This is a genomic window from Deinococcus arboris, assembly GCF_009755355.1.
GTDB lineage: Bacteria > Deinococcota > Deinococci > Deinococcales > Deinococcaceae > Deinococcus > Deinococcus betulae.
Window position 1 is genome coordinate 70,539 of sequence record NZ_WQLB01000006.1, and the last position, 21,174, is coordinate 91,712.

The following is a 21,174-nucleotide window of genomic DNA, read 5'->3' on the forward strand; positions in this document are numbered from 1 at the left end:
CTCAGTCACGGCCTGGACGTATTTTTCAGGTGGTTCGTTTATTCAAGGGCCGAACGACTGCTCGGAAGAACAGGCTGCGCGTGTCACAGAGTTGCTCTAGCGCAGCGGAGAAGCCATTGGTGCGCTGGACGGGCGGTCCCGATGGCCCAGACGGCGTCAACCTCTCAGACTCACTGCCAACTCCAGGCGCCCGCCGAAAGGCCAGTTCGGCTTGATTAACCCTCGACGGTCAAGACCAAGAACGGCATCTAATTGACAGCATTAGTCAACTAGAATGTGGTCGCTTGCCAGGCCACCAATCCGCTTCCATTCTCCCTTCACCTGCTGACCCTTTCCAGGCTCGGCGTGTCTTTTTTCAGGATGCCTCATGACCAGTACGGACTATCAACCCTCCATCTTTTCGGGGCACACACCGCTTGAACGGGCTCGCCAGGTCGTTGGTGCGCTGGCGGCCACGGCAGTCCAGCGCGACCGCGATGCTGGTCTGCCTGACCTAGAAGTGCGTCTGCTGCGCGCGGCGGGCCTGCTTGACCTGGTGGTGCCCCAGCACTACGGCGGTCAGGGCGGCACCTGGCCAGAGGCGCTGGAAGTCGTGCGGGCACTGTCTCATGACAGCGGCTCTCTGGGCCAGTTGTATGGCAATCACCTGGGTCTGCTGATTGCGCCTCACCTCTCGGGGAGCACGGCGCAGCAGGCCTTTTATTACCGGGGCACCGCCGAGCACCAGTGGTTCTGGGCCAATGCGCTGAACACCCGCGACCCCAGGCTGCGGCTGACGCAGACCGGTGCAGGCGAATTCCGCCTGAATGGCGTTAAGGGTTTCGGCACAGGCGTGGCGGTGGGCGACCAGCGACTCTTCAGTGCTGTGCCAGTAGACGGCGGGGACCCGGTCACCTTTGTCCTGCCGCAGGACCGCGAGGGGGTGCACGCTCAGGAGGACTGGGACTCGTTTGGGCAGCGCCGGACAGCTAGCGGCACGGTCAACTTTGATGGGGTTCAGCTTAGGCCAGAGGAAATCCTCAGTGGCTCGTCGTCCGAGCAGGCGTTTTCGACATTTTCTGGCGTTATCTCGCAGGCCACCAAGACGTTTATCTACCTGGGCATTGCCGAAAGTGCGCTGGTTTCAGCCCGCGACTACCTGCGCACCCAGGCCCGGCCCTGGTTGACGTCTGGCGTCACGCAGGCCAGCCACGACCCTTACGTGCTGCGACAGTACGCCGAACTCTGGGTGGCGCTTCAGGGGGCACTGGCGCTGGCCCGTCACGCGGCGACCACGGTCCAGGCCGCCTGGTGCCAGGAGTGGGCTCTGACCGCCGCCGAACGCGGCGCTGCAGCGGTTGACGTCTTCGCCGCCAAGGTCAGCGCAACCCAGGCGGGCCTACAGATCACCAGCCGCCTCTTCGAACTCCTGGGGCCGCGCGCCACGACGACAGAACTGGGCTTTGACCGTTTCTGGCGGGACCTGCGGACCTTTACCCTTCACGACCCTGTAGACTACAAGTTGAAAGAAATTGGCGACCAATTGCTGAATGACACCTGGCCGGCAGTGACTCAGTATTCCTGAAGAGATTGGCCACACGACACTCGGAAGAGGATGTGTGTGGCCTTCTTTTGGACTGTTGGGTGCGATGAGGGCACGTTCAGGGGAACGCGGCGACTGGACGGCCCTTCAAACTCAGCAGCCTTTGGCAGGGGATCTGGGCCAACCCTTGACGACCTGCATATGGCGTGGTTGGCGTTGGTGTGACTTCATGACAGAGGACATCAGGCTCAGCGCCACAGAAGAGTCGCTGTGCCAGCTGCCAGCAGGGCAGCGGCCCAGACCCGGTCCAGGTTGACCCACGCCTGACGCAAAATGGTCAGGCCAACGTAGTGGTAGACCAGCAGCGCCACAGCGGCCATGACGGTGAACATACCCAGCGTGTGTACGGCCACTGCGCCCAGCCCAGCCCAGACGGGCGCCGTGCTGGCCATCAGGTGGCCGCTGTGAGCGGCATGGTGCAGGGCACCTGCGTGCCCGGAAGATGGCAGCACCAGCGGCAGCAGCATCAGCCCGGCGCCGTGGGCGGTCGACATCAGAAACGACCAGAGCGTCAGGTCGCGGAAGCCGACTTTCATGCCCACCCAGCGGGGATGGGCGTCGGGCCGCAGCAGTTTGTAGGCCCCAAATGCCAGGATGGCGCCTGCACCCACCCACCGCAGCACCAAGCTGTCCAGTACCAGGCCAGCCAGCCCCACCAGCACCAGCACGAGGAGAATGGAAAGCGCGTGGCCCAGCGCGATAGGCAGCAGCGCGCGCCAGACTGCCTTTGGCGCCCGCTGCTGCAGGCCCAGTGCGACGGCGAACAACCAACCCATCGCGGGGTTGAGGCCGTGCAGGCCGCCGAGGAGCAGCAGCGCGGGCCAGGTGACCGCATCGTTCATGCCGGCACTCAGGGGTTGGGGTAACAGAATGAGTCGGACGAGGCGTCTCCGCCTTGCAGGCGCACCTGGTGGGCCCGTTTCTCCCCAAAGTCCACCAGAAAGTCAGGATCAAGGGTCAGGCCTCCGCCAGGCTGCACGTCCAGTTTGGCCGCCCAGCCCCGAATTCCCGCTGGATAGAACTGGTCGTCCCAAGACGCGTACAGAGAATTGGTGACATAGACGCGCTGCCCGTCCCGGCTGACTTCCACCATCTGCGGCCCGCCGGTCAGCGGCTCATCCGAGCGGGGGTGGCCGGTGCGCCGCACAATGCCGCCCAGGTGTACCGAGCCCACCAGGCGCGGCTCGAACGGATTGCTCACGTCGTACTGCCGCAGTTCGCCAGTGCCCCAGCACGAGACATACAGGAACTGGTCATCCAGCGAGAGATTGATGTCGGTAATCAGGGGCGGCACAGCCCCAAACCCCTGCAGCAGCGGCGGCAGGTCAGCGGGGTCGGCCGGTTCAGCGGGCACCTCAATCACCTTCTGAATCTTCCATTCGGTGCCGTCCAGATGCCACAGCCATACAGACGCCGAAAGGTCGGCCAGGCTGGTCACCACGCCCACAAAGCCGTAGGTCTGCCGGGGGTCGTGGGCGGGGCGCAGTTCCAGCACCATCTGCTGCTCGGCGCCCAGATCCAGGGTTTTGACATGCTCGCGCGTGCGCAGGTTCCAGATATGAAGGCTGTGGCCGTAGCCGCCCGCCAGCAGAATCTCGGGATTCAGTCCCTGTTCCACCATGTTCGGTGTGCCCCACTCGGAAGTCAGCATGGTGTCGTGCCCTAGGTGCCACCAGAAATCGTAGGAGAGGTGCTGCGGCCCACGGTTCTTTTCCCAGGCGCCTTTGATGTCAAAAGTGGTGTGGTCCAGCACAAAAATGCCGCCGGGTCCGTCGCCCGAAGGCGACCCCAGGGCGTTCATGTACACGGCGTCGGGGCCGCAGTGCACCGTATGGGGCCGGCTATAGCCCGTTTTGGCCTCCAGCTCCTGCGGCTCGATGATCTTGTGGATCGTCGGCTGCCGGGGATCAGGTTTGGTGTCGATGATGTACAGCCGCGAAGAGCGCAGGCCCGGCACCAGCAGGTAACGCCGCTCTACGTGGGGGTGGGGCATGGTGGGGCACAGCGCCGCGCTACACGCGTTCCAGCCAAAATGGTGCAGCTCATCGCCCAGATTGGGCATGTCCAGGCGGCCCACCTCCTGTGCGTAGGTGGGGGAGGTCGGGTCAAGGTCCAGGACCACTAGGGCGTCTGGGGTGCGGCCGGTGGCGTCAATCTCGACCACGTAGGCCAGGGTTTCGCGCGGCGCGCTCTGGGCCATGCTGGGCGACGGGTAGAACGTGGGGTCTGGCCGGAAGGTTCGTGACGACATGGAAGCTCCTGTCTGAAAAGGCCCTGCAAGGATGGTTGACAAAAGTTATCAAATTTACTTTGGGGATGACCGCACAGCTGGGAGGAGGCGAAAGGCGCCCCTGAGCAGCGAAAGAGCCGCCCTGCCGGCGAGCTCTACTTGGTTGGCCGAGCGAACGCTGCAGTGTGCTGGGCCGTGACATGCACCGGCTGGCCCACCTGCACGGTTACGGCCGCTTTCGGCAGGTGCAGTTCCAGCGGCGGCAGACTGGCTGCCCGCTGCACCTCAATGCGCGCCTCATGGCCCACCACATGCACCCGCGAGATGGTGCCCGCCTGGCTGTCGGCGGCGGGCTGCGCGTGCAGGGTCAGGTCCTGAGGCCGCACCAGCACCTCGGTCTGCTGGTCTTGTGTCCAGAGGTTGGCGCGGCCCAGAAAGCGGTAGGTAAACGGCGTGGCCGGGGCGTCGTAGACCTCAGCCGGGGTGCCTTCCTGCTCTATGCGGCCGGCATTAAACACCACGATGCGGTCGGCAATTTCCATCGCTTCGGCCTGGTCGTGGGTCACGAAGACACTCGTGAGGTGAATCTCGTCGTGCAGTTGGCGCAGCCAGTCTCTGAGTTCCTGACGGACGGCGGCGTCCAGCGCCCCGAACGGTTCGTCCAGCAGCAGCACGCGGGGCTCGACGGCCAGGGCGCGGGCCAAGGCCACCCGTTGCCGCTGACCCCCGCTGAGCTGAGACGGGTAGCGGCCAGCCGCCCAGTCCAGCTGCACGAGCCCCAGCAGCCGCATGACTTTCTCCCGGATCACGGCGGCGGGCAGGCGAGCGGCGCCGCGCTTGACCCTCAGGCCAAACGCCACGTTCTCAAACACCGTCATATGCTTGAACAGGGCGTAGTGCTGAAACACGAACCCGATGCCCCGGTCGCCGGGGCCGGCGTCTGTTACGTCCTGGCCCGTCAGGTGCACGCGGCCGGTGTCGGGGTGCTCCAGGCCGGCGATCACCCGCAGCAGCGTGGTTTTGCCGCTGCCGCTAGGGCCCAGCAAAGCCACGAGTTGTCCGTCGGGGACATGCAGGGTCACGTCGGCCAGGGCGGTGAAGGTGCCAAACTGCTTGCCAATGTGGGTGACGTCAATACTCACGTGTGGGCTCTCCCGATGCGGGCTTCAATCAGGGCCTTGACGGCCAGGGTGATCAGGGCGAATAGGGCCAGCAGCGACGCCACAGCGAAGGCCGCGACTGTCTGGTATTCGTTGTAAAGAATCTCGACGTGCAGGGGCAGGGTGTTGGTCAGGCCGCGAATCTTGCCGGACACGACCGACACCGCCCCAAACTCGCCCAGGGCGCGGGCGTTGCACATGATGACGCCGTACAGCAGCGCCCAGCGGATATTGGGTAGGGTCACGCGGGTAAAGGTCTGCCAGCCGGTGGCGCCCAGGGTCAGGGCCGCTTCCTCATCGTCGCGGCCCTGAGCCTGCATGACCGGAATGAGCTCCCGCGCCACGTAGGCGAAGGTCACGAACGTGGTGGCCAGAATGATCCCGGCCGGCGCAAAGATGATCTTGAGGTCGTGGGCCTCCAGCCAGGGGCCCAGCCAGCCCTGACGGCCGAACAGCAGCACGTACACCAGCCCGGAAATAACGGGCGAAATAGCCAGCGGCAGGTCAATGAGGGTCAGCAGCAGGCTGCGCCCCGGAAAGTCGAACTTGGCGGTGGCCCAGGCCGCGCTGACCCCGAACAGGGTATTCAGCGGCACGGCAATCAGGGCCGTCAGCAAAGACAGCCGCACGGCGGCCAGGGTGTCTGGGGTGTGCAGCGCCTGCCAGTAAGGCCCCAGGCCACTGCGCAGAGCTGTCAGGAACACCACCGACAGCGGCAGGACCAGCAGCAGTCCCACCAGCAGGAGGGTCAGGCCGACCATAAAGGTGGGCCACCAGCGGGCGAGCTTCACCGCTCGCCCCGGCGGCCCAGGCGGGCCTGCGCGGTGTTGGCCAGCAGCAGCAGCGTCACAGAGATGACCAGCATCGCGACGGCCACAGCGGCGGCACCCGCGTAGTCGAACTGTTCCAATTTGCCGACGATCAGCAGCGGCGCAATTTCTGTTTTAAAGGGCAGGTTGCCACTGATAAACACGACCGAGCCGTATTCGCCAATGGTGCGGGCCAGCGCCAGCGTAAAGCCGCTGAGCAGGGCCGGATACAGGGCGGGCAACGTGACGCGCCAGAAGGTCTGGCTGGGGGTGGCCCCCAGGCTCAGGGCCGCTTCTTCGGGTTCCGGGCCCAGGTCTTCCAGGACCGGCTGTAGGCTACGCACCACAAACGGCAGGCCAATGAAAATCAGGGCAATGACGATGCCCGCCGGGGTGTACGCGAGGCGAAGGCCGGCCTCGGCCAGCGGTGCGCCCAGCCAGCCGTTGGGTGCCAGCAGGGTGGTCAGGGTGATCCCCGCCACCGCTGTGGGCAGCGCAAACGGCAGGTCAATCAGGGCGTCCACAAAGCGCTGGCCGGGCACACGGTAACGTGTCAGGGTCCAGGCCAGAATCAGCCCAATCGGCAGATTGATGAGCGAAGCCGCCAGCGCCGTCAGGAAGGACACCCGCAAAGCGGCCAGCACGCGCGGCGTGTTCACCGCGTCTAACATGCCGTCCACGCCCAAGGAAGCGGCTTTAAAGACCAGGGCGGCCAGGGGAATCAGCACGATCAGGCTGAGGTACAGCGTGGCGTACCCCAGGGTGAGGTTCAGGCCCGGCAGGACATGCCTGCGGGCCTGCCGAACGGCGGGAACGGTGGTCACGCCCTCAGCGTCCGGTGTACACCTGATCGAAGACGCCGCCGTCGGCAAAGAATTTCTTCTGGGCCGCGCGCCAGCCCCCAAACTGCGCGATGCTGAACAGGTTCACCTTGGGAAACTGGGCGGCGTATTTGGCGGCCACTTCCTGGCTGCGGGGGCGGTAGTAGTTTTTGGCGATCAGTTCCTGCGCTTCTGAGCTGAACAGGAACTGCAAGTAGGCTTTGGTGACCTTTTCCGTCTTGTGCTTGGCGACGTTCTTGTCCACCCAGGTGACCGGCGGCTCGGCCAGGATGCTGACGCTGGGCACCACAATCTGGAATTTGCCCTCGCCCAGTTCACGGGTGGCCAGCAGCGCCTCGTTCTCCCAGGCGATCAGCACGTCTCCAATGCCGCGCTCGACAAAGGTCGTCGTGCTGCCGCGCGCCCCAGAGTCCAGCACGGGCACATTCTTAAAGAGCTTGGTGACGTAGTCCTTGGCGCCAGCTTCGCCGCCGAGTTTCTTCTGGGCCCAGCCCCAGGCCGCCAGAAAATTCCAGCGTGCGCCGCCACTGGTTTTGGGGTTGGGCGTGATGACCTGCACGCCGGGCTTCACCAGGTCGCCCCAGTCCTTAATGCCTTTGGGGTTACCCTTGCGTACCAGAAACACGATGGTGCTGGTGTACGGGCTGCTGTTGTAGGCCAGGCGCTTTTGCCAGGCCTCGGGCAATAGGCCCTTGTCGGCAATTGCGTCAATGTCGTAGGCCAGCGCCAGGGTGACAACGTCGGCCTCCAGCCCGTCAATGACGCTGCGGGCCTGAGAACCGCTGCCCCCATGCGAGTTATTGATCTTCAGCGTGTCGCCCGTTCGGGTCTGCCACTGCTTGGCGAAGGCCGCATTGATGTCCTGATACAGCTCGCGGGTGGGGTCATACGAGACGTTGAGGATGGTGACGGTGGCCGCCGTGGCCGCAGAGGTCAGAAGCAGAGCCGTGAGGAACAGGGGTTTCATGGGTTCTCCTTGCGAGGTGAAGGCTGGTCGAGAGCTGACAGCAGAGAGGCGCGACCTAGATGTCGTGCCAAGCGCTAAAGCAAGAGGTTCATGAAAGAAGATGCTGCTGCCTCACACCATGTCTTAGTTGACCAAAGTTGTCAACTGTTTGCGAGAAGAGGTTAGAGTGGGGCATGCGTCTCCTGAGCCTTGATGTCTACGCCTTTCAGGCCGTCGGCTACCTGGGCGCCCATCCGGAGCGGTGGATCACTGCGGCCGAACTGTGCGCGCAGACGGGCCTGCGCCGGGCGTTCATGGTCCGTGTGCTGGCCAGCCTGGTGCGGGGGAATGTCGTGCTCTCGAAAAAGGGATGCAGCGGCGGGTACCGCCTGGCCCGCGCGCCGCAGGTGGTCACCCTCTATGACGTGGTCCGCAGCCTGGAGCGGCCCGTGGCGCCCCTGTCGTGCGTGAGCCTCAGCGCGCCGTCGCAGTGTGCGGCAGCCCAGTGCTGTCAGGCCCGTCAGGGGGTCTATGAGCAGCTGCGCGCCGCGACGCATCAGGTGCTGGCGAGGTCCACTGCTGCGGACCTCGCGCGAGATGTCCAGGGTGGTGTCACGTACGACACCTGCCTTAAACATCTCTGGCATCCCCAATTTGAATCTGCGCTCCACCGCCCTTTCGAGGGCGACCAGGCTCAAGTGCTGGCGTCGGGCTAGCCGACGGCCGTCATCCTGTCTGGCGAACACTCAGGCTTGATTGTTGGCGCTCCCCATCCCATCTGCGACTCCACGGTGGACTTATCCCTAAAAGGCTGATCGCCACTTCACCTCAAACTCCTGTAAAGGCGAGCACAGACGTCCTCAGGCATTGTCCTCTGCGGTCTTTATGGACATGGGAGATGGAGATTCAAGAGGATAGACAGCGGGACATGCTGCGCAGCGGGAGAGAAGCCCTCTTCGTAAGGCTGAGTGGCAGCAGACACTTTAGACTTTCAAACTGTCGCTCCAATTTTCCAGGTCATGAATACGCAGACCTCACTTCGACACAGGGCCACTGGCCTGAGTCAGGTGTCTGTCCTTTCATTCTGGTAGATGGGTGTGATTACAATGAAGAATGTCACAAGAAGCCGAAACGTCCTCTTCACCGTCGCACCCACCGTGTCCTTCCTATACGGCACCGAAGCTGACTGAGCTAGGCGCCTGGACCAGCCTAACTCTGGTCATTTCAGTTCCCATTCTGCCGGGGATGGTCGGAGACGGCTATGAAGGCCGGTAAACGCTGGGCCGCCTGGGCCGGACTGGCCCTGCTGACAGGCTGCGCGCCTGCGGCAGCGCCCACGCCCGCTGCCTTAAAGCCCCTGGGGCTCGTAGAAATCAGCTTCGACGGCCTGGGCAGTACACAGGCGTCCTCACAGGTGCGCCCGCTGGCCCTTAAAGAAAACAGTGGCGGCCTGGACCTCTCCCCCCTCAGCGTCAGCGTGACGGATGTAGGCGTGCGCGGCAGCGGCGGCACCCGCTACATCACGGCCACCTACCGGGTGCGCAACGCGGCGGCCGACGGTACACCATCAGCCCAGGCGCGCAGCAACATCACCCTTCTGGCGGCCGGCGTGGCAGATAACGTGGACGGCACCGCCCTGCGGTCCATGACCACCTTCAGCGGCGCGCCTGTACCGACCAGTGTGGCCCGCACGGTGCTGCCCACGCACGCAGTGGAATATGCACCCGCCACCGAGCGCGTGGTGACCGTGGCGGGCGGCGCCCACCTTCAGGTTCTAACCGAGGCCGAGGTGGTGCCGGGCAATCTGACGCAGGGTGGCGTGCCGGCCGCGTCCTATGCGGCGCTGGGCGTCACGACGGTCTTCCCTTACGGCTACGTGACACATACGCGAACCGGGGGCCGTACCCTGGGCGCCAATCCAGCGGCCGGGCAATATGACGGCCGCGTCGCCCTGAGCGTGCGCGTGCCGCTGCAGGCCAATGACAACGCCCAGACCCCCACGCAGGGCAGTCAGCGCGATCCCTGGGCCTTCAAGATGACCTTTCTGGTGGTTGAGGACCCGGCCACCCGCATCACCCAGAGCCTGGAAGAGCAGAGCTTCAGTGACACCAACATTCTGGCGCGCGGTGTGGAAACAGGCGCCACAGAAGTCAACCTCCTGCCAGGCAGCGCTTACGCCTCGGGGGCCACCCTGCCGTCACGGCGGGTCTGTCAGGTGCGGACCGCTGGCCTGGCAGGCGCCGGCACCGCGTCTTACCTCGTCAACTCGTGCCCCTAAGCGGAGGTTCTATGCGTCACGTTCATCTCTTGCTGGGCGCTCTTGTGCTGGGCAGTTGCGCCGCGCCTCAGACGGCCCCACCTCAAGCTGCGCCGGCCCCCGTGGTGGGCACGCCGGCCCCGGCCCCTTCACCCACCGAACCCGCGCCGGCCCCCGCGCACGAGCTCACACCGCTGGGCACCATACAACTGGCCTTTTCGGGTCTCAATGACCCAGACGGCTTTACGGCCGAACTCGTGTCGCAGGCCCTGACCGATATCGGCGGCATTCAACTTGAACCGCTGGCGACCAGTTCCTTTACCGTGGGCACGCGGGGCGCGGGCGGAATGCGCTACCTCTCGGCTTCTTTTCGGGTGCGAAATGCAGCGGCGGGCGGCGCCGCCTACGCTGTGGCCCGTCAGAACCTGACGCTGGTGGCCGCCAGCACCGCCAGCACCATCGGCGAGACAGCCATCAGTGGCCTGCAGCGCTTTGACGGCAGCGCGGCCAGCCCAGCCATCGCCCAGAGCATCCTGCCCACCCACACCATGACCCTGGACCGTACCACGGACCTCGTGCGGCCCAAGCTGGGCGGCGAGGACCTGCAGGTGTTTGCCGAGGATGAGGTGAGTGTGGCCCCGGCCGGGACGGTGAGGCTCTTTCCCTACGGTTTCGTGGTCCGGAAAAAAGGCGCCATCAATACCCGGCAACTGCCGGCCAGCCCGGCTACCGGACAATTTGACGGCGTGGTCACGGTGGCGGTCAAGCTGCCCCTCCAGGCCAACGCCGCTGATGACCCTTTCCGGTTCAGTATGAATTTCGCGGTGATGGACGACAGCCGCACCCGCGTCACCGAGAGCGTGGAGGAACAGGGCGCAAGCAGCGACGCGGCCGTTCGCGCTGGGGTGCTGGGGGCAAATACGCCCATCATGACCCTCTGCGGCAGCAGCCTGAACACGGCCACAGGGCAATTTATCGGCTCGGCCACCACCGCTGGCAACACGGCACGTCTGGCCAAGTTGGGCGGCAATATCGCTCTGAAAAAGGTGGCCCTGGCCTACGGCGTGCCGGGCAATACCCGCCTGAGCGTCAACACGGCAGCGGGCCTGGCCAGCGCCTACAGCACGTACAACGGCGCCGCACTGAGCTTCGGCAGTGGCAGCAGTCGCCGGGGTGGCAGCGTCACCCTGGACGCGGGTGGGGACTTCACGTTCGTGTCCAAAGCTGGGGACGGCGCCCCAGCGGTCACCGACCAACTGGTTTACCGGGTGGCCGATAACCAGGGATGCAGCAGCACTGACACCACCGCCGACGTGAATGTCAGCGGGCGCGTCTGGTTTGTCAACAATACTGGGGCGGCTGGGGACGGGCGGCAGACCACACCGTTTAACACCCTGCTGGCGGCACAGAACGCTTCTGCAGCGGGAGACTACCTGTATGTGGCGCAGGGGAACGGCACGACCAGTGGGCAGAACAGCGGCCTCATCCTGAAAACTGGTCAGACCCTGATCGGTGCGGGCGCGGCCCTGACCATTGGGGGCGTCACATACGCCGCGGCTGGGCAACCAGCAAGCATCGGCAACAGCGGCGGCGTGGGCCTCACGGTGGCCCAGAACAATGCTGTTCAGGGCCTGAGCATCAGCGGCACGTCGGGCGGCGTCAGCGGCACGGGCTTCGGCACCCTGACCCTGACCGTGCCCAGCGTCAGCGCCTCCGCTGGTCCAGCCCTTAACCTGACCACTGGCACCCTGACGGCAACCCTGGACACCCTGAACTCTAACAACTCGGCGACTTCAGGCGCCTTGCTGACGGGCGTAGGCGGCACCCTGAGCGTCACGGGCACCGGCACGGCGGGCTCAGGCGGGACCATTCAGGGAGCGGCAAACCACGGCGTCTCCATCTCGCCACAGAATCAGACCCTCACCGTCACCCTCGACCGCCTGAATATTCAGAACAACAGGGGAAACGGCCTTCTGGCCAGGACGACCAGCAATGAAACTGGACGCGCCCTGCTAACGGTCCGCAACAGCAGTTTCACCAGCAATGCCCAGGCGGCCCTGAGTGTCGAGCAGGCGGCGGCCAGCGCTTCGCGCACGGTGCTGATCGACAACACAGTCAACAACCTCACCTCAGACGGGAGCGGCTTCAGTGTCTCGACAGCCCACGCGGCGGCCCAGACCGACGAGTTCATCGCGCAGAACAACACCATTACGCTGGACCCCGGCAGAGGCAGCACCATCGGTATCCGGGGCCTGGTCAGGGGACAGGGGACGCTGCGCGCCAGTGCCAGCGGCAATACTGTGACGGGCTTCAGTGCCCACGGCCTGGCCTGGTACGCCCTGGCCAGCGGCGCGCGGGCCGACGTGACCATGACCGGCAACCGCGCCAGTACGTCTTCAGGCAACGCCCTCGAAGGCGCGCTGGTTCAGGACGGCGAGGCGACCATCAGCACAGAGGTCTGCCTCAATGCCAGTGGGAATGTGCTGTCCGGCCCCCCTGGTCTCGACTTCGATGGTCTTTATCTGTGGATTCCCTCGGGGACGCCCATGCAGATTCAGGGGCTCACCGGAAACGCCCGGAACTACCTTCAGGGCCAGAATCCAGGCACTACAGTCTTTGTGGACGGTGGCGCTGCCGCCGGCACCTGCGCTGTGCCAACACCCTAAAGGACAGCCATGCAAGAACCCTACATCGGTACGATCCAGATTTGCAGTTTCCCCTTTGCGCCTAAAGGCTGGGCCTTTTGCCAGGGGCAGACGTTGCCTATCGCCCAGAACCAGGCTCTGTTCGCTATCCTGGGCACCAGTTACGGCGGCGACGGCCGCACCACCTTCGCCCTCCCCGACCTGCGCGGGCGTGTCCCGCTGCACTTCGGTACTCAGGGCAACCTGACGGTGACTGTCGGACAAACCGGCGGCGCCCCCACCCACACGCTGAGTCAGAACGAATTACCTCAGCACACCCATGGCCTGCAGGCGTCGTCTCAGGCGGCCAGCACCACCCTGCCCGACGGCGCAGCCCTGGCCAGTGCCCCTCTGTACGTCACCAGTGGCGGCTCGCTGAGCGCCCTGGCCAACACCACCCTCTCGCCGGCGGGAGGCAGTCAGCCGCACAACAACATGCCGCCTGTGCTGGCCCTAAATTTCATCATTGCCCTGCAGGGCATCTTTCCTTCTCGCTCTTAACATACGGAGATGCTGTGGAACCTTTTATAGGAGAAATCAGGCTCTTTGGCGGCAACTTCGCTCCTGTCGGTTGGGCCTTCTGTGACGGTAGCCTCCTGACTATCTCGGAGTACGAGACGCTCTATACCCTCATCGGCACGACCTATGGAGGCGACGGGCAGACAAACTTTGCCGTCCCGGACCTGCGGGGCCGCCTGCCGGTGCATGTAGGCACGCAGCAGGGCAACACCCTGGCGCTGGGCCAGACCACTGGCAGCGAAACCGTCACGCTGAATAGCACGCAGATGCCGGTGCATGGTCACGCCCTGCAGGCCAGCTCTCAGACTGCACCACCCGGAGGCGGCGTCACTGCCGGCGCCTTGCTGGCGCAGCCCGAGGCCGGCGAGCTGTATGCCGGCACTGGCCGGCGCCCAAAGACCCTGAGTCCCCAGACCATTGGGGTCAGCGGCGGCAGTCAGCCGCATTCCAATCAGTCGCCGTATCTGTGCGTCAACTTCATCATTTCGCTCTTCGGGATTTACCCGTCTCAGGGCTGAGGCAGTCATGGAACCTTTTCTAGGCGAAATTCAGATGTTTGCAGGCAACTTCGCTCCCCGTGGCTGGGCCCTGTGTAACGGTCAGCTCCTGCCCCTTGCACAGAACACAGCGCTGTTTTCTCTGCTTGGCACCACCTACGGGGGCGATGGGCGCACCACCTTTGCCCTTCCCAACCTCCAGGCCGCCAGTCCTATGGCGCCGGGCCAGGGACCGGGGCTCTCGTTCCATCAACTGGGCGAGCAAGGTGGCAGCGCAGCCGTCACCCTGCTGAGCCAGGAGATGCCAGCCCACATCCACACCGTCAATGCCTTTGACATTCCGGCCACCAGCCCAGTGCCTGCCGACCGCTCCCTGGCCCGAAGCGTGCAGTTCAACGCCTATGCACCTCAGACACCAGCCACTGTCCTGAACCCCAGCAGCGTCAGCGTCACCGGGGCGGCCCAGCCTCACAACAACATGCCCCCCTACCTGACCATCACTTTCATCATTGCGCTTCAGGGCATCTTTCCGCAGCGGCCCTGAACCCTTTCGTCTGAGTCTCATCCCCGAGGAGAATTCATGTTTGCCCTTCCCCGCTGGCCGCTATGACCCCACCTTCCCGCCGCAGTGTCCTGAAAGCCGCTGCCCTGGTGCCCGCTCTGTTCGGATCTGGCCAGGCGCGCGCTGTGGCCGTGCGCCCCCTGCATCTGGCGGCCCTGGTGCCCGAGCATGACAGCGTACCCGGCTTTACCGCTGCATTTTTAGCAGGGCTGCGCTCGTCTCTGGACACCACCAGAATTGTCCTGCAGGTTGCGGCCAGTGGCCCGCGCCCCAGCCAGCTGCGCCGGGCTGCACAGGAGGTCTTGCAAGGCACCCCCGACCTGCTGCTGACCCTGGGCGACGGCCTTCCCGACCTGCTGTCGGACGTTCTGCCTCTGGCTGGCCTTCCCACCGTGGCCGCCGGTGCAGGCGTGGCGCCCACCCGCATGGCCGGGCGCCCCGGCCTGCTGACCGCCACCCTGCACGCCTGGGAAGCCGAGTGGCTGCTGGGACAGACCTTGGCCCAGCGCCGCCTGCCCACTTTCCTGCTCATGAGCCAGCAGGACAGCGGATACGACCTGCCCCTGGCCTTCAGTCGGGGTCTGCTGGCGGCGGGCGGCACTCTGAGTGGCAGCGGCCTGATCGAGACGGCAGCAGACCAGCGCGATCTGATTCACAGGGCGCAAAGTTCAGGCGCGCAGCACCTCCACATTCAGGACACGGCGCAGCGTCACGCGTCGGCCCTCCTGCGCGCCGTACGGGTGGCAGGCCTGACCGTCAGCACCACTGCTCTCAGTGCCACCCCGGCGCCAGCCGAGCGGATCAGCACTGTGACTGACACAGGCAGCGCCCTGTGGGGTGGCTTTCAGAGGGCCGTTGGGCCTCACGCTTCGCACCCAGCGGCGGCGCTAGGCCACGATATCGGGCTCTGGGTGACCCACAGCGCCGCGCAATTGCCCCAGCCCAGCCCAGTGGCCTTGATAGCCGCCCTGAGTGCCCAGCAGTTTGCTGGTCTGCGCGGCGCGCTCTCTGTGACGGCTGACGGGCACCTCAGCGCGCCGCTGGCCCTGCACACATCGGGCCGCGCGGCCCAGCCTATGACGAACCGACCCCACGCCGCAGCCCTGGCTTCTGGTGAGCTGCGCAGTGGTCATCTGTTCGCTTTTCCCCACGCCTTTCCAGGCTAAAGCCAGCCCAAAGGCAGGAGGCGACGCAGAACATTCGGTGCGTCGCCTCCTGCTTTTGTCGCTCAGTTGGACCGGGGGAAGTTGAGACTCAATCGCGTGCGAAGGTCGCGCACAATGGCACTCTTTTGCCCACTACTGATTCCCTTAATGACCCAGGCCTTGATCTCCAGCGGGTCTTCCAACTGCTCATCCAGTGCCAGACGCAGAGTATCCAGTTCCTGCAATTTCAGATCGTTGCGAAACAGGAAAGTCAGGGTCCGCATCACTTCTTCCACCTGTTTGGCTCTGGGTTGCGCCCTCAAACGGGCATCCTCGTCAATTTCCTCTTCAGAGGCACCAGAAGGCCCTTCGAACAGGGTAGGCTGGGGCTGTATCGCTGTTTTACTTCGCTGAGCCTTCTGGGCCGGTTTCTGAGGCGGCATGACCCCTTCAGGCACAACGTATTTACTCGGATGCTTGAGAACATCTACAAAGAAGGCGGGTCTGGACCGGGGCTTGTAGCCTGTAGCCAGAATAGCTTTGCAGCGCCCTGCAGCGTCTTCCACCGCCACCTCGCCGTACTCACGCACCAGCTGGAGAGCGCGTGTCTGAGTCACGCCGAGGTCAGCGAGTTCCTGGAGCAGCGCAGGGTCCGGCGGAATAAACGCCTCCCCGAAGGTGTATTGCAGCACTTTCTTTTTGCCGCGTCCCACGTACTCCACGCTCTTAAGGAACCCTTTTTCCAGCAATTCCTCGTGGGCAGCGTCCAGCGTACGCTGAGCCATGCTGGGCCGGTCAGTCACGATTTTGCAGGCCTCGGCCCATTCCATCAGGCCCACCTGATACGCCATCGCCACAGCGTCTGGATTTTCAGGGTCGCGGCGCTGGGCATCCAGCAGGCGGTACAGCGCGCGGGTTGGGGGACGGCGAAGGGTCTGCATGAACGACAGATCCAGTGATTTGAGGAACCCAGCCCGCACACTCCGGGCAATTTCCTGCGGCAGCGTGATGCGCAGCACACTGGTGGCGTCCAGCCGGTCGGCCTGTCCCGAAGTGAATTCGATGCGGTCAATGTACCGAAAATTCACATTGGTCCAGCGGCCGCGAGGGTGATCTCGCCACCCTTCCGAAATAAAATATGTGGTGGTGGTCAGTCTTTTTAGACTTTCATCCAGAGCCGAATAGTACCGGCCGCTGGTATCCAGGCCTGCCATTTGCAGCAGCTGATAGGGCGTACAGGTGACGACGCCGTCGCCGAGTGAACCCTGGTCAATGTACAGGTTGACCAGAGCTGCGCTGATGTCAGTGTCGATGCCGTGGGGTACGCCGTACTCGGGGAGGGCCTGGCAGGTCACACGGTAACGGCGGTCGCCATCTTCGAGCTCCACACTCCAATCACGGTAGTCAGCCGGAATGCGTTCCTGCACGCTGATGAGACTCAACCGAGCGATGTTGAGTTCGTCAAAGTGTCTGATGCCCTTGTCTGCCACTGCCCCCCCCTGTTGTTGTTTTTCTTTTAGATGTTTTTATCTCTTTTAAAAGATATATGTTGACAACCACAAGCGGCCCAACCCGACCCGCGCCAGGAGCAGAAAAAAGTGCCCAAACGGCGCAAGATGTCCGATAGTTTGGCGCAAGATGTCCGATAGTTTTGGGGTGTTTTCGGCGCAAGATGTCCGATAGTCGTGGCCAAACGGCGCAAGATGTCCGATAGTTTCGGCGCAAGATGTCCGATAGGTAGAGTAAGAAAACGGCGCAAGATGTCCGATATGCACGCGGCCAAACGGCGCAAGATGTCCGATAGTTGCGACTCAAACGGCGCAAGATGTCCGATACCCTCTCTGACAAGGAAAAGCCAACATCTTAATCCTGTCTGGTACGGTATTTCCCGAAAAACGGCGCAAGATGTCCGATATGAGCCTATTTCAAAATGGCGCAAGATGTCCGATAGGTAGTTTTAATGTTTATAGCTAAAAATAGTATAATTTATAGTTTAATGGCATAATAATCTCAGCCTACTTTCTCCTCCTCCGTCTTTTCTTCTCCCCTCTGCCTCCTGCCAAGGTTTCAAAAACGGCGCAAGATGTCCGATACCCATAACCCTTTTGCTCGTCACGTGACGAGCACACTCAGCGTTTGAGAGCAAACTCCCTCCCGGCGCGCTAATCTGAGCAGCAATGCGGACTCTCACGCTTTTTAATCACGCAGGCGGGGTTATGAAATCCAGCTTGACCCGCGACGTCGGCTACACGCTGGCGGCTGCCGGACAACGCGTGCTTCTGATTGATCTTGACCCGCAGGCCAATCTCACGGACTGGCTGGGCGTTAGTGGCGTGACCCGCGATCAGACGGTCTACAACACCGCCACACGCGGAGATGATTTACCGCCGCCCGTTGAAGTTCACGGGCTGCATGTGGTGCCCAGTGACGTGTCGTTAGCACTGGCCGAGGGACAGATGCTGGGTGTGGTGGGGGCTCATCTGCACCTGCGGCAGGCGCTGGCGAAATGGGCCGACCGGTACGACGTCGTCCTCATTGACAGCCCGCCCAGTCTGGGGCAGCTGTCTATACTTGGCGCACTGGCGGCTGACCATCTGATTGTGCCGGTGCCTACTCGGCAAAAAGGCATGAATGCGCTGGCCGGGCTCGGGGAGGCAATGGCTACGTACCGCAAATTGCGCCCCGATCTCACCGTGGCGCTGTATGTCCCGACCCTCTACGACGCCCGGCGCTCTCATGACCGGGAAGCGTACGCGGCCCTGAAAGAGCTGCTCAGTCCACTGGCCAGCCCTATTGCTGATCGGGGCGCCGTGTGGAATGACAGTGCCAGTGCGGGCCAGCCAGTCGGCGTCTATGCGCCTGGCAGTCCTGTTCACCGCGATGTGCTGCGGGCCAGCGCGGAGATCGCCCATGCGGCGGGCCTCAATGTGCAGATTGAAGGGGCCACGGCATGAAAAAGGCGCGGCCCGTTATTGGGTCACGGCTCAGTGGCCTGGTGCCTGGAATAGACACCCTGGCGCAGCCAGCCACGACGACGTTGCCCACCGATCAGCTGACGCCGGGGGCGTTTCAGCCGCGTCTTCACTTCAGCACCGAGAGCCTGGCCGAACTGAGCGCCAGCATCCGGGAACAGGGCGTGCTGCAACCTCTCCTGGTGCGTCCATTACCGTCAGGGGCCTATGAAATTGTGGCAGGTGAGCGCCGCTGGCGGGCCGCGCAGCAGGCGGGTCTGGACGAACTCCCGGTGCTGATTCGGCGCCTGAGCGACCTGGAAGCCCGGCTGGCGGCAGCGGTCGAGAATTTGCAGCGCGAGGACCTGAACGTGATGGAAGAGGTCCGCGCCAAGGTGCAGGTCGCGGCCGCCACCCTAAATGTTCCCGAAGACGCGGCCGTGGCCCGGCTGTTTGCCCTGGAACGCGATCCCGATCCGGCTCTGGTGGCGGCGCTGGACACCGCCTTTGGCGCCCTGGGCCGCGAATCGTGGCGCAGTTTTATTCGCAACCGCGCGGCGCTCCTGAACCTGCCTGAAGACGTGCAGATTGCCGTGCGGGCCGGGCTGGACTACCGCAAGGCGCTGATTATTGGCCGCGCGCCTGCCGTTGACCGGGCCCACCTGATCGAAGGGGCGCTGGCGGGGGCCACCGTGGCCCAGCTGCGTGAACAGGTGGCCGGCCGACAGGATGCCGAGCCGGATCTGGGTCAGCTGGTTGCCCGTCAGCTGCGGGACCGCCGCGTGCTCAGTCGTCTGGATGACCGCCGCCGTGCCAAGGTGCAGAAACTACTGCGGCAGTTGCAGGACCTGCTGACCCAGGACGAGGCGTGAGCCTCGGTCGCCTGTGACTGCCGCTGGTCTGAGTTTAGGGCTGGACGCCGGAGGCAGCGCGACCAAATGGGCGCTGCTGCGCGGTGGAGCCGTGGTGGCCTCGGGGCGTACACCGCCCCTGACGGCTGCCCTGCTGGCCGCGCCACAGGGCCAGGCCAACGTGCAGGCGCTGCGGCAGGCCCTGCCGGCCCGGCCTGAACGCCTGCACGCTGGCGTCCCAGGTCTGAGCGCTGCGTCGCCCCAGGCCGAACTGGTGGCCGGGCTACTGGCCGAGGCCCTGGGCCTGCCCCGCACACAGCTGAGTGTCGAGAGCGACCTGGACCTGGCCTACCGCGCACACCTGGCCCCTGGAACGGGCGTGCTGCTGTATGCGGGCACCGGCAGCGTGGCCTATCACGTCACGCGCGGCGGCGAGGTGCGGCGGGCGGGTGGCCGCGGTTACCGCATAGGCGACGATGGGGCCGGTTTCAGTCTGGGCCGCGCCGCCCTGCGCTGGGTGACGGACGCCCTGGACGAAGGGCTGGTGCCTGCCACACCTCTAGCCCAAGAGGTGGCGGCCGTGACCGGTGGTCTGGACTGGGACATACTGCGCGCTTTCGCCTACGACACCCCAGGTGCAGGTGCTGTGGCCAGCCTGGCTCCTGCTGTAGGCCGCGCCGCCGACGCAGGTGACCCAGCCGCCCAGACCATGCTGGAAGACGCCGCGCAGGCGCTGGCTGGCCTGGCCCGGCGTGTTCAGGCGCGCGTGGGTGTATTGCCGGTCACCGCCACCGGTGGCGCGCTGCGGATGTCTGGTCGATTTATGGCGGCGCTGGGACGGGCGCTGCCGGGCGTGGCGGTGCAGCAGCGCGACCATGCAGAGGCGGCGGCGCGCTACGCCGAGAGCCGGCTGGCTTAGGGCCTTCTACGCGAGGAGAGAGTCTTCTGAAGTCTCGGTGACGGCGATCATCAGCTCTACCAGGGTTGGGTCGAACTGCTGGCCCGCCTGGGCGCGCAGTTCGGCCACCGCTTCCTCGTGGGTCCAGGCCCGCTTGTAGGGGCGGTGGCTGGTCAAGGCGTCGTAGACATCGCACAGGGCGAAGACGCGGCCTTCCAGACTGATGGCCTCGCCCGCTTTGCCCGCCGGGTAGCCGCCGCCGTTCCATCGCTCATGATGGTCCTGAATCACGTCCAGCGCCGCTCCGGGCAAAAAGGTCAAGGCGCTGGCAAAGCGGCCTCCGGCCTCCACATGTGAGCGCATGACCACCCATTCGGCCTCGGTCAAGCGGCCCGGCTTGAGCAAGATGGCGTCGGGCACCGCAATCTTGCCAATGTCATGGAGGTAGGCGCCCCAGCGCAGCGCTTCCAGGCGTTCTGGCTCCCAGCCCAGCCGGGCCGCCACGCGCAGCGCCAGACTGGTCACGCGGTCGGTGTGGCCCTGCGTTTCCCCGTCGCGGGCCTCCAGGGCGAGGCCCAGGGCGCGCAGGGCGGCTTCATGCGCCTGCCGCGCGTGTTCCTCGGCGACCAGCCGGCCCGACAGCGCGGCAATCGTCCCCGAGACCATGGTGAACAGCGCGGCTTCCTCGCTGCGCCAGGTGTGCGGCGTCAGGGTGTGCATCAGGAAAGCGCCCAGCAGTCGGCCGTCGCGGGTGCGCACCGGCGCGGCGGCCACGCTGGCCACCCCCAACTCGGGAAAGCCGGCTGTGTCAGAGCTGGCGGCGGTGTCATCGTAGAACAGAGGCCCCGCCGTCTGTTCCAGGGCCAGCAGCAGCGGTGTGCCTGCTGGCAGCCCGTGGGCCGCAATGGCCTGCATGCCGGGTGTGGCAGGCATCTCGCCCGTGGCCGCGCGCACCCGGTAAGCCAGCTCCCGGCCTTCCAGCTGAAAATAGGCCGACCCCACCGCCGCCGTCTCGCTGACCAGCTTCTCCAGCGTTGGAGTCACGCCGGCCGCCAGGGACGGCGCCGCCAGGGCCAGCTGGGTCAGTTGCAGGAGGTCACGGGCGGTGTCCTCGCGCGACAGAGCAGGGGGCGAGGAGAGGAAGTCGGCGCTCATGGCAAAGAGTCTAGGAAAACGGGTCTTTCAGCTTTCGTGCAGAGCTTGACCGTGAGGATGGGTGTGGCGGGCAACGGTCCTGCTTG

19 protein-coding genes are annotated in these 21,174 nt (G+C 64.6%); 11 read left to right on the forward strand and 8 right to left on the reverse strand.

What is annotated here, in order from left to right; translation table 11 throughout:
* The first annotated feature begins 367 nt into the window (after window positions 1–367).
* On the forward strand, window positions 368–1,564 hold the full coding sequence (locus GO986_RS06335; RefSeq protein WP_157458444.1) for an acyl-CoA dehydrogenase family protein: 1,197 nt from the start codon (window positions 368–370) through the stop codon (window positions 1,562–1,564).
* Window positions 1,565–1,770: 206 nt separating this feature from the next.
* On the opposite strand, the gene GO986_RS06340 is transcribed toward GO986_RS06335, so the two are convergent.
* From GO986_RS06340 to GO986_RS06365, 6 genes are all read right to left on the reverse strand, one after another.
* Window positions 1,771–2,424: a hypothetical protein gene (locus GO986_RS06340; RefSeq protein ID WP_157458445.1), complete on the reverse strand. Its 654-nt coding sequence runs from the start codon at window positions 2,422–2,424 to the stop codon at window positions 1,771–1,773.
* Between the two features lie 8 nt (window positions 2,425–2,432).
* Window positions 2,433–3,833 carry a selenium-binding protein SBP56-related protein gene (locus GO986_RS06345; RefSeq protein WP_157458446.1) on the reverse strand — a complete coding sequence of 467 codons (1,401 nt, stop codon included), beginning with the start codon at window positions 3,831–3,833 and terminating at the stop codon, window positions 2,433–2,435.
* A gap of 134 nt (window positions 3,834–3,967) precedes the next feature.
* Window positions 3,968–4,954, reverse strand: coding sequence for a sulfate/molybdate ABC transporter ATP-binding protein (locus tag GO986_RS06350; RefSeq protein WP_369409193.1), 987 nt, complete (start codon window positions 4,952–4,954; stop codon window positions 3,968–3,970).
* The gene (gene cysW / locus GO986_RS06355) at window positions 4,951–5,763 is read right to left on the reverse strand and encodes a sulfate ABC transporter permease subunit CysW (RefSeq protein ID WP_369409194.1); all 813 of its coding nucleotides are present in this window, start codon (window positions 5,761–5,763) and stop codon (window positions 4,951–4,953) included. The genes GO986_RS06350 and cysW overlap by 4 nt, the downstream gene beginning before the upstream one ends.
* Window positions 5,760–6,605 (reverse strand): sulfate ABC transporter permease subunit CysT, encoded by an 846-nt coding sequence (gene cysT, locus GO986_RS06360; RefSeq protein ID WP_369409195.1) that lies wholly within the window; start codon window positions 6,603–6,605, stop codon window positions 5,760–5,762. The genes cysW and cysT overlap by 4 nt, the downstream gene beginning before the upstream one ends.
* Window positions 6,606–6,609: 4 nt before the next feature.
* Window positions 6,610–7,590, reverse strand: a complete 981-nt coding sequence (locus tag GO986_RS06365) for a sulfate ABC transporter substrate-binding protein (protein ID WP_157458448.1) — start codon at window positions 7,588–7,590, stop codon at window positions 6,610–6,612.
* A gap of 173 nt (window positions 7,591–7,763) precedes the next feature.
* On the opposite strand from GO986_RS06365, the gene GO986_RS06370 reads away from it, so the two are divergent.
* From GO986_RS06370 to GO986_RS06400, 7 genes are all read left to right on the forward strand, one after another.
* Complete coding sequence (locus GO986_RS06370; protein ID WP_157458449.1) at window positions 7,764–8,285, forward strand: RrF2 family transcriptional regulator; 522 nt, start codon at window positions 7,764–7,766, stop codon at window positions 8,283–8,285.
* A 545-nt stretch (window positions 8,286–8,830) separates the two neighbouring features.
* Entirely contained in the window at window positions 8,831–9,847 is a 1,017-nt protein-coding gene (locus GO986_RS06375; protein WP_157458450.1) for a hypothetical protein, read from the forward strand.
* Between the two features lie 11 nt (window positions 9,848–9,858).
* Window positions 9,859–12,492 (forward strand): VcbS, encoded by a 2,634-nt coding sequence (locus tag GO986_RS06380; protein WP_157458451.1) that lies wholly within the window; start codon window positions 9,859–9,861, stop codon window positions 12,490–12,492.
* 9 nt (window positions 12,493–12,501) lie between these two features.
* Window positions 12,502–13,011 carry a phage tail protein gene (locus GO986_RS06385; protein ID WP_157458452.1) on the forward strand — a complete coding sequence of 170 codons (510 nt, stop codon included), beginning with the start codon at window positions 12,502–12,504 and terminating at the stop codon, window positions 13,009–13,011.
* Window positions 13,012–13,025: 14 nt separating this feature from the next.
* Window positions 13,026–13,547: a phage tail protein gene (locus GO986_RS06390; protein WP_369409196.1), complete on the forward strand. Its 522-nt coding sequence runs from the start codon at window positions 13,026–13,028 to the stop codon at window positions 13,545–13,547.
* A gap of 7 nt (window positions 13,548–13,554) precedes the next feature.
* Window positions 13,555–14,070 (forward strand): phage tail protein, encoded by a 516-nt coding sequence (locus GO986_RS06395; protein WP_157458453.1) that lies wholly within the window; start codon window positions 13,555–13,557, stop codon window positions 14,068–14,070.
* Window positions 14,071–14,132: 62 nt separating this feature from the next.
* Entirely contained in the window at window positions 14,133–15,254 is a 1,122-nt protein-coding gene (locus tag GO986_RS06400) for a type 1 periplasmic-binding domain-containing protein (RefSeq protein WP_157458454.1), read from the forward strand.
* Window positions 15,255–15,316: 62 nt separating this feature from the next.
* Here GO986_RS06400 and GO986_RS06405 read toward each other — a convergent pair whose 3' ends face one another.
* On the reverse strand, window positions 15,317–16,723 hold the full coding sequence (locus tag GO986_RS06405) for a replication initiator protein A (RefSeq protein WP_369409197.1): 1,407 nt from the start codon (window positions 16,721–16,723) through the stop codon (window positions 15,317–15,319).
* A 687-nt stretch (window positions 16,724–17,410) separates the two neighbouring features.
* Here GO986_RS06405 and GO986_RS06410 point away from each other — a divergent pair.
* The 3 genes from GO986_RS06410 to GO986_RS06420 are packed head-to-tail and all read left to right on the forward strand — an operon-like array spanning window position 17,411 to window position 19,954.
* The gene (locus tag GO986_RS06410) at window positions 17,411–18,187 is read left to right on the forward strand and encodes a ParA family protein (protein ID WP_157458455.1); all 777 of its coding nucleotides are present in this window, start codon (window positions 17,411–17,413) and stop codon (window positions 18,185–18,187) included.
* Window positions 18,184–19,056 (forward strand): ParB/RepB/Spo0J family partition protein, encoded by an 873-nt coding sequence (locus GO986_RS06415; protein ID WP_157458456.1) that lies wholly within the window; start codon window positions 18,184–18,186, stop codon window positions 19,054–19,056. The genes GO986_RS06410 and GO986_RS06415 overlap by 4 nt, the downstream gene beginning before the upstream one ends.
* 13 nt (window positions 19,057–19,069) lie before the next feature.
* The gene (locus tag GO986_RS06420) at window positions 19,070–19,954 is read left to right on the forward strand and encodes an N-acetylglucosamine kinase (RefSeq protein ID WP_369409198.1); all 885 of its coding nucleotides are present in this window, start codon (window positions 19,070–19,072) and stop codon (window positions 19,952–19,954) included.
* A gap of 6 nt (window positions 19,955–19,960) precedes the next feature.
* Here GO986_RS06420 and GO986_RS06425 read toward each other — a convergent pair whose 3' ends face one another.
* Entirely contained in the window at window positions 19,961–21,088 is a 1,128-nt protein-coding gene (locus GO986_RS06425; protein ID WP_157458457.1) for an HD domain-containing phosphohydrolase, read from the reverse strand.
* Window positions 21,089–21,174 lie beyond the last annotated feature (86 nt).

What these genes read in the sequence shown, in the direction of transcription:
- GO986_RS06335 (WP_157458444.1), top strand. Translation starts at nt 368, where the DNA reads ATGACCAGTACGGACTATCAACCCTCCATCTTTTCGGGGCACACACCG.
- GO986_RS06340 (WP_157458445.1), bottom strand. Translation starts at nt 2,424, where the DNA reads ATGAACGATGCGGTCACCTGGCCCGCGCTGCTGCTCCTCGGCGGCCTG.
- GO986_RS06345 (WP_157458446.1), bottom strand. Translation starts at nt 3,833, where the DNA reads ATGTCGTCACGAACCTTCCGGCCAGACCCCACGTTCTACCCGTCGCCC.
- GO986_RS06365 (WP_157458448.1), bottom strand. Translation starts at nt 7,590, where the DNA reads ATGAAACCCCTGTTCCTCACGGCTCTGCTTCTGACCTCTGCGGCCACG.
- GO986_RS06370 (WP_157458449.1), top strand. Translation starts at nt 7,764, where the DNA reads ATGCGTCTCCTGAGCCTTGATGTCTACGCCTTTCAGGCCGTCGGCTAC.
- GO986_RS06375 (WP_157458450.1), top strand. Translation starts at nt 8,831, where the DNA reads ATGAAGGCCGGTAAACGCTGGGCCGCCTGGGCCGGACTGGCCCTGCTG.
- GO986_RS06380 (WP_157458451.1), top strand. Translation starts at nt 9,859, where the DNA reads ATGCGTCACGTTCATCTCTTGCTGGGCGCTCTTGTGCTGGGCAGTTGC.
- GO986_RS06385 (WP_157458452.1), top strand. Translation starts at nt 12,502, where the DNA reads ATGCAAGAACCCTACATCGGTACGATCCAGATTTGCAGTTTCCCCTTT.
- GO986_RS06395 (WP_157458453.1), top strand. Translation starts at nt 13,555, where the DNA reads ATGGAACCTTTTCTAGGCGAAATTCAGATGTTTGCAGGCAACTTCGCT.
- GO986_RS06400 (WP_157458454.1), top strand. Translation starts at nt 14,133, where the DNA reads ATGACCCCACCTTCCCGCCGCAGTGTCCTGAAAGCCGCTGCCCTGGTG.
- GO986_RS06410 (WP_157458455.1), top strand. Translation starts at nt 17,411, where the DNA reads ATGCGGACTCTCACGCTTTTTAATCACGCAGGCGGGGTTATGAAATCC.
- GO986_RS06415 (WP_157458456.1), top strand. Translation starts at nt 18,184, where the DNA reads ATGAAAAAGGCGCGGCCCGTTATTGGGTCACGGCTCAGTGGCCTGGTG.
- GO986_RS06425 (WP_157458457.1), bottom strand. Translation starts at nt 21,088, where the DNA reads ATGAGCGCCGACTTCCTCTCCTCGCCCCCTGCTCTGTCGCGCGAGGAC.